This window comes from Streptomyces sp. NPDC059456, assembly GCF_042750055.1.
Lineage (GTDB): Bacteria > Actinomycetota > Actinomycetes > Streptomycetales > Streptomycetaceae > Streptomyces.
Map to the genome: position 1 here is coordinate 1 of NZ_JBHYVA010000282.1, position 7,628 is coordinate 7,628.

The window sequence follows — 7,628 nt, forward strand, 5'->3', positions numbered from 1 at the left end:
TTTTTGTTTCTGGGCGGGGGGGGGGGGGGGGGGGGGGGGCTTGTGGTTGGCGTTGTTGGGTTTTGGGGGGGCGGCCGGGGGGCGCGGCGGGGGCCAAGCCGGTGTCCACGCGGACCCCGCCGGGGACGGCGAGGGTGTGCAGGACGCCGGTCTGCGGGCGCCAGTCCTGGGCGGGGTCCTCGGCGTACAGCCGGGCCTCGACGGCGTGGCCGGCGGGCTCGGGGGGCGTCAGCGGCAGGGCCGCGCCCTCGGCGATGCGCAGTTGCAGGGCGACGAGGTCGAGCCCGAAGACGGCCTCGGTGACGGGATGTTCCACCTGGAGGCGGGTGTTCATCTCCAGGAAGTACGGGCGCCCGTCGGCGGCGACGAGGAACTCGACGGTGCCCGCGCCCTGGTAGGAGACGGCGCGGGCGGCGGCCACGGCGGCCTCGTGGAGGGTGGTGCGCAGGGTCTCGGGGAGGGCCGGTGCCGGGGCCTCCTCGATGACCTTCTGGTGGCGGCGCTGGAGGGAGCAGTCGCGGGTGCCGAGTGCCCACACGGTGCCGTGGGAGTCGGCGAGGATCTGGACCTCGACGTGGCGGCCGCGCTCCACGTAGGGCTCGGCGAAGACCTCGCCGTCGCCGAACGCGGAGGCGGCTTCGGCGGAGGCGGCGTCGAGGGACTCCTTGAGGGCGTCGAGGTCCCGTACGACGCGCATGCCCCGTCCGCCGCCGCCCGCGGCGGCCTTGAGCAGGAGGGGCAGGTCCGCGGCGGTGGCGGACGCCGGGTCGACGGGGTCGAGGAGCGGGACCCCGGCGGCGCGCATCAGTTCCTTGGCCCGGGTCTTGGAGGCCATGGCCTCGATGGCCTCGGGCGGCGGGCCGATCCAGGTGAGTCCGGCGGCGGCGACGTCGCGGGCGAAGCCGGCGTTCTCGGAGAGGAATCCGTAACCGGGGTGGACGGCGTCCGCGCCGGCGGCGAGGGCGGCCGCGATGACGAGGTCACCGCGCAGGTAGGTGTCGGCGGGGGCGGCGCCGGGGAGGCGCACGGCCGCGTCGGCCTCCCGTACGTGCAGGGCGTCGGCGTCGGGGTCGGAGTGGACGGCGACGGTGGCCAGGCCCAGGGCGCGGGCGGTACGGAAGACGCGGACCGCGATCTCGCCGCGGTTGGCCACCAGGAGGGAGGTCAGGTTCGTCATGTGCGGGCTCACATCCGGAAGACGCCGAAGCCGCCGCGGGCGCCCTCGACGGGGGCGTTGTGGACGGCCGACAGGCACAGGCCGAGGACGGTACGGGTGTCGCGCGGGTCGATGACCCCGTCGTCGTACAGCCGCCCGGACAGGAACATCGGCAGGGACTCGGACTCGATCTGCGCCTCGACGAAGGCGCGCATCCCGGCGTCGGCCTCGTCGTCGTACGGCTGTCCCTTCGCGGCGGCGGACTGGCGGGCCACGATGGACAGGACGCCGGCGAGCTGCTGGGGGCCCATGACGGCGGATTTGGCGCTGGGCCAGGCGAAGAGGAACCGCGGTTCGTAGGCGCGGCCGCACATGCCGTAGTGGCCGGCCCCGTAGCTGGCGCCGATGAGGACGGACAGGTGGGGGACGCGGGAGTTGGAGACCGCGTTGATCATCATCGAGCCGTGCTTGATGATGCCGCCCTGCTCGTACTCCTTGCCGACCATGTAGCCGGTGGTGTTGTGGAGGAAGACCAGCGGGATGTCGCGCTGGTTGGCCAGCTGGATGAACTGGGCGGCCTTCTGCGATTCGGCGCTGAACAGCACGCCCTGGGCGTTGGCGAGGATGCCGACCGGGTAGCCGTGCAGGGTGGCCCAGCCGGTGACCAGGCTGGTGCCGTAGAGGGGCTTGAACTCGTCGAAGTCGGAGCTGTCGACGATGCGGGCGATGACCTCGCGGGGGTCGAAGGGGGTCTTGAGGTCGGCGGGGACGATGCCGAGGAGTTCCTCGGGGTCGTGCGCCGGCTCCTCGGCCCGGGGCGGGGCCGGGTGGGCCCGGCGGTGGTTTAGGCGGGCCACGACCCGGCGGGCCTGGCGGATCGCGTCGTGCTCGTCGAGGGCGTAGTAGTCGGCGAGTCCGGAGGTCCGGGCGTGCATGTCGGCTCCGCCGAGGGACTCGTCGTCGCTCTCCTCGCCGGTGGCCATCTTCACGAGCGGCGGACCGCCGAGGAACACCTTCGAGCGGTCCTTGATCATGATGGTGTGGTCGGACATCCCGGGGATGTACGCGCCTCCGGCGGTGGAGTTGCCGAAGACGACGGCGACGGTGGGGATGCCGGCGGCCGAAAGCCGGGTCAGATCGCGGAAGATCGCGCCGCCCGGGATGAAGATCTCCTTCTGGGAGGGGAGATCGGCGCCGCCGGACTCGACGAGGCTGATGCAGGGCAGGTGGTTCTGCCGGGCGATCTCGTTGGCCCGCAGGGCCTTCTTGAGGGTCCAGGGGTTGGAGGCTCCGCCGCGGACGGTGGGGTCGTTGGCGGTGACCAGGCACTCGACGCCCTCGACCGTGCCGATGCCGGTGACCATGGAGGCGCCGACGGGGTAGTCGCTGCCCCAGCCGGCGAGCGGGGACAGTTCCAGGAACGGGGTGTCCGGGTCGAGCAGCAGCTCGATGCGCTCGCGGGCGAGGAGCTTGCCGCGGTCCTTGTGGCGGGCCGTGTACTTCTCGCCGCCGCCGAGGAGGGCCTTGGCGTGTTCGGCGTCCAGCTCGGCGAGGCGGGCGGTGGCCGCGGCGCGGTGGGCGAGGTGGTCGGGGGCGTACGGGTCGACGGTGGTGGTGAGGCGGGTCATGAGCGGGTCCCCTCCGGGGTGAGCAGGAGGTGGGCGGGAATGTCGACGTGCCGGGCGCGCAGCCATTCGCCGAGGGCCTTGGCCTGGGGGTCGAAGCGGTGGGCGGAGGCGACGCCGGCACCGAGGATGCCGGGGAGCGTGAAGTTGAGGGCGCGGAGGTTGGGGAGGGCGTGGCGGGTGACGGCCAGGCCTGCGGTTTCCGGGAGCAGGGCCTTGAGGACGTCCACCGTGAGCGTGGTGTGGAGCCAGTCCCAGGCGTCGTCGCGTTCGACCCAGACGCCGATGTTGGCGTCGCCGCCCTTGTCACCGCTGCGGGCACCGACGAGCGTGCCGAGGGGTACGCGCCGGGTCCCCCCCGCCGGCGCCTCCGGCGGTCCGGCGCGGGTGGGCACGGGCTGCGCCTGCGGCCCGGCGGGGCCGGTGGGGCCGGTGGGCACGGGCTGCACCTGCGGCGGTGCGGTGCCGGTCGGCACGGACTGCGCCTGCGGCCCGGCGGAGCTGGTGGGCCCGGGCTGCACCTGCGGCGGTGCGGTGCCGGTCGGCACGGACTGCGCCTGCGGCCCGGCGGAGCTGGTGGACGCGGGCTGCGCCGCGGACCCGGCGGGGCCGGAGGGCTCGGGGTGTGCCGCGGGCCCGGCGGGGGGTGTGGTTGCGGCGGGCGTCGGGGGGTGTCCCGGGGCCTCGGGCGTCTGGCGGGAGCGTGCGTCCTGGCGGGCCGGGATCGCGAGGCGGGTTCCGTCCGGGAGGACCGCCACGTGCGGGACCGAGGCAGCCGGCACCGCCGAGGACGTGAAGACCCCGTACGGCTGGGCCGGGCCCGGCGGGGCGGTGACGTGGAAGCCCGGATAGCTGGCCAGGGCGAGCTCGATGGCCTCGGAGGTCAGCGCGCGGCCGACCCGGTCCGGCGAGGGGTCCCGCACCACCAGCCGCAGCAGCGCGCTCGCGGTCTCCTGCGTCGGGGCGTCCTCGTGGTCCGTGCGGGCCAGGGTCCAGTCCGCGGTGGCCACCTGGGACAGGGCGTCGGCCAGCTGGGCCTGGACCAGGGCGGCCTTGGCCTCGATGTCCAGGCCGGTCAGGACGAAGACCACCTCGTTGCGCCAGCCGCCGATCCGGGTGACGCCCACCTTGAGGGTGGGGGGCGGGGGTTCGCCCACGACGCCGGTGACGGCCACCCGGTCGGGGCCGGCGTCCGTGAGCCGGACCGTGTCCAGCCGGGCGGTGACGTCGGGGCCGAGGTAACGGGGGCCCTGGGTTTCGTAGAGGAGCTGGGCCGTGACGGTGCCCGCCGATACGACGCCGCCCGTACCCGGGTGCTTCGTGATCACCGCGGAGCCGTCCTCGGAGATCTCGGCCAGCGGGAACCCGGGGCGGCGGACGTCGTGCGCCGTGAAGAAGGCGTAGTTGCCGCCGGTCGCCTGGGTTCCGCACTCCAGGACGTGGCCGGCCACCACCGCCGCGGCCAGCCGGTCGTGGTCCTCGGGCGCCCAGTCGAACCACCAGGCCGCCGGCCCGCTGACCAGGGCCGCGTCGGTGACCCGGCCGGTGACGACGACGTCCGCGCCCGCCCGCAGGCAGGCGGTGATGCCGGCGCCGCCGAGGTAGGCGTTCGCGGTCAGCGCGCCCTCCGCGAACGGCATCAGGTCGTCGCCCTCGACGTGGGCGACCGACACCGGGACCCCGGTCTTGGCGGCGAGCGTGCGGATCGCGTCGGCCAGTCCCGCCGGGTTCAGGCCGCCCGCGTTGGCGACGATGCGCACGCCCCGCTCGTGCGCGAGGCCGAGGCCGTCCTCCAGCTGGCGCAGGAAGGTCTTGGCGTAGCCGAGGCCGGGGTTCTTCAGCCGGTCGCGGCCGAGGATCAGCATGGTCAGCTCGGCGAGGTAGTCGCCGGTCAGCACGTCGAGCGGGCCGCCGGTCAGCATCTCCTCGAAGGCGCTGGAGCGGTCGCCGTAGAACCCGGAGGCGTTGCCGATGCGCAGCGGCCGGCGGCCGTTCACCGGGTGGTCCCGGGGGCGCGGCCGGGGCCCGCCGGGCCCGCGAAGGCCTGGGCGATGTCCAGCCAGCGGTCGGCGTCGGGGCCGGTCGCGGTCAGGGCGAGGTCGGCGCGGTGGGCCCGCTGCGTCACCAGGAGGCAGAAGTCGAGGGCCGGGCCGGTGATCCGGTCCGCCGCGTCCTCGGGCCCGTGGGTCCAGGGCTCGCCGCCGTCCGGGGGTACGAGTTCCACGCGGAACTCCGCGGCGGGCGCGGGCAGTCCCCGTACGGCGAACGCGTAGTCGCGGGCCCGGACGCCGATCCGGGCGACGTGCCGGAGCCGGGCGGTGGGGGTGCGGCGCACGCCGAGGGCGTCGGCGACGTCCTGGCCGTGCGCCCAGGTCTCCATCAGGCGGGCGCTCGCCATGGAGGCGGCCTTCATCGGCGGCCCGTACCAGGGGAACCTGGCGTCGGGCGGGGCCGCGGCGAGCGCCTCGTCGAGGGCGGTGCGCCCGGCCCTCCAGTGGGCCAGCAGTTCGGCGGGCGGCAGGGCGGCGCCTCGTGCGGCGCCTTCGTCCACGAAGGAGTCGGGGGCCTTGACCGCCTCCTCGACCAGGGCGGCGAAGCCGTCGGCGTCGGTGAGGGAGATCAGCGAGGCCCGGTCGGTCCAGTGCAGGTGGGCGATCTGGTGGGCGATGGTCCAGCCCTGCGCGGGAGTGGGCGCGGCCCATCCGGCGTCGGGCAGGTCCCGTACCAGGGTTTCGAGTTCGAGGCCCTCCTCGCGCAGGTCTGCGAAGACGGCGACGGCTGACGGATCGAGCACGGCGGGCTCCCCTTTCGGCGTGAGGGGAAGACTGGCAGCCGCCGACAAAACAATCAAGCATGCTTGCATGATTTCGCCATCGAACACTTCCTTCGCGCCAGCGGTTCCAACGGACCCGGGCGAAAGGCGACTTGACGCCCGTCATCACCCCGGGCAGGTCCGGGGGCACCGCCCGCACCGGCCGCACAGGGGGCGATTTCGGCCGGACGTCGCAAACCACCGAAACCTCACCGGATGTCGCATCGATACTGAACGCTTCGTTCCCCGCTCCGGGCCCCGAGCGCGCGCCCCCACGTTCCGTCACTCGACACAGAGGATGAACCGACGTGATCCCAGCCGCTTACTCGCTCTATCCCGAACTCGACGCGACCACCCTCACCGCCTTCGTCACCGCCCTGGAGACCGGCGACGTCACCGGCCTCGGCCCCGCCCGCGCCGCCGAGGTCGCCGACGTCCGGTCCGTCGCCGTCTTCAGCCGCGTCAAGGTAGCCGGAGCCGACGGGGACCTGCTCGACGCCGCACTGTGGCGGCACAACGGGGGCCAGGCGCGGCCGGTCATCGTGATGCCCTCACCGTGGACGAACCACGGCTGGCTCCCCTACGCCGTCCAGGCCACCGTCTTCGCGGCGCGCGGCTACAACGTCCTCGCGTACAGCGCCCGGGGCTTCGGCGGCTCCGAGGGCCAGGTCGACGTGGCCGGGCCGCTCGACGTCGCCGACGGCAGCCGCGCCTTGGACCACCTCATCGAACGCACCGCCGGCCCGGTCACCAGGATCGGCTTCCTCGGCGACTCGTACGGGTCGGGCATCGGCCAGCTCGTCGCCGCGCACGACACGCGCGTCGACGCGGTGGTCGCGCTCAGCAGCTGGGGCGACCTAGGGGAAGCCTTCCACGAGAACCGGACCCGGCACGTGGCCGCCGTGGAGGCGCTGCTCAAGGCGGCCGCGAAGGCCCGGCTGAGCCCGCAGACGCAGAGCGTGTTCGAGAACGTCCTCGCGGGCCGCGACATCCAGGGCACCCTGCGCTGGGCCGAGCAGCGCTCGCCGTTCAGCCACGTCAAGGAGCTCAACCGCCGCCAGGTCCCCGTCTACTTCTCGCACGCCTGGCACGAGACGCTCTTCCCGGCCAACCAGACCCTGAAGATGTTCAACGAGCTGATCGGCCCCAAGCGGCTCGACCTCTCCATCGGCGACCACTCCGGGCCCGAGATGACGGGCATGACCGGCCTGCCGAACCGGATCTGGACCAACGCCCACCGCTGGTTCGACCACCATCTCAAGGGGATCGACAACGGCATCGCCGCCGAGGGCCAGGTGCTCAGCGAGGTCATGTGGGGCCAGACCCTGGAACCCCGCCCCACCTGGCATTCCGTGACCGAGCACGTACGCCGGCTGCACCTGGCGGGCGGCGGGGAGCTCGCCGAGCGGCCCGAGGCCGGATGGAGCGCGGGCGTCCTGTGCGGGGTGGACACCCCGGCGACCGTCGCGGACGCGGTCGTGCTCTGCGGGTACGACGAGATCGCGGGCCGCCCGAAGGCCTACCGGACCGGTGACATCGACCGCACCGTCGCCGCGGTGTGGACCGCGGAGCCGGAGGCGGAGACGCTGCGGCTGCGCGGCACGCCGCGGCTGCGCGTCACGTACCGGGCGGCGAACGCCGGGTCCTCGTTCGTCGCGTACCTGCTCGCCGTGGCCCCGGACGGGACGGCGCACATCGTCACGCACGCCCCGTACTGCGACCTCGACTCGCCGCCCGACAGCCTGGTCTGCGCCGACGTCGAGCTCCAGGCGACGGCGTACGACGTTCCGCGCGGGCACCGGCTGATGCTGGTGGCCGACGCCCGCGACCCGTTCTACGGGGACGCCAACCTGCCCCGCGCGACGCTGGCCTTCACCTCCCCGGAGGCCACGCCGTCGTACCTGGACCTGCCGCTGGGCTGACGGCCGGCACCGGACCGGGCCCGCCCCGCCCCGCCGGCAACCCCCCCCCGCGGCCGGGCGGGGCGCCGCCGCGCCCCGGCCGGCGGGGGCGGTGGGGCCCCCGCGGGCCGCAG

Annotated in this window: 5 protein-coding genes; 1 reads left to right on the plus strand and 4 read right to left on the minus strand. The window is 74.5% G+C overall.

Annotated features, from left to right (window positions below):
• The 4 genes from ACFXA3_RS23290 to ACFXA3_RS23305 all read right to left on the minus strand — a co-directional run.
• The coding region (locus ACFXA3_RS23290; protein ID WP_385189592.1) for a biotin carboxylase N-terminal domain-containing protein at positions 1-1,177 on the minus strand (1,177 nt) is incomplete at its 3' end.
• Between the two features lie 8 nt (positions 1,178-1,185).
• On the minus strand, positions 1,186-2,784 hold the full coding sequence (locus ACFXA3_RS23295) for an acyl-CoA carboxylase subunit beta (RefSeq protein ID WP_385189594.1): 1,599 nt from the start codon (positions 2,782-2,784) through the stop codon (positions 1,186-1,188).
• A complete protein-coding gene (locus tag ACFXA3_RS23300; RefSeq protein ID WP_385189604.1) occupies positions 2,781-4,703 on the minus strand; it encodes an acyclic terpene utilization AtuA family protein in 1,923 nt (640 codons plus the stop codon). Before ACFXA3_RS23300 ends, ACFXA3_RS23295 begins: the two co-directional genes overlap by 4 nt.
• A 71-nt stretch (positions 4,704-4,774) precedes the next feature.
• Positions 4,775-5,575: a TIGR03084 family metal-binding protein gene (locus tag ACFXA3_RS23305; RefSeq protein WP_385189597.1), complete on the minus strand. Its 801-nt coding sequence runs from the start codon at positions 5,573-5,575 to the stop codon at positions 4,775-4,777.
• Between the two features lie 326 nt (positions 5,576-5,901).
• Between ACFXA3_RS23305 and ACFXA3_RS23310 the strand changes: the two genes are divergently transcribed.
• Positions 5,902-7,515, plus strand: coding sequence for an alpha/beta fold hydrolase (locus ACFXA3_RS23310; RefSeq protein WP_385189599.1), 1,614 nt, complete (start codon positions 5,902-5,904; stop codon positions 7,513-7,515).
• The last annotated feature ends 113 nt before the right edge of the window (positions 7,516-7,628 follow it).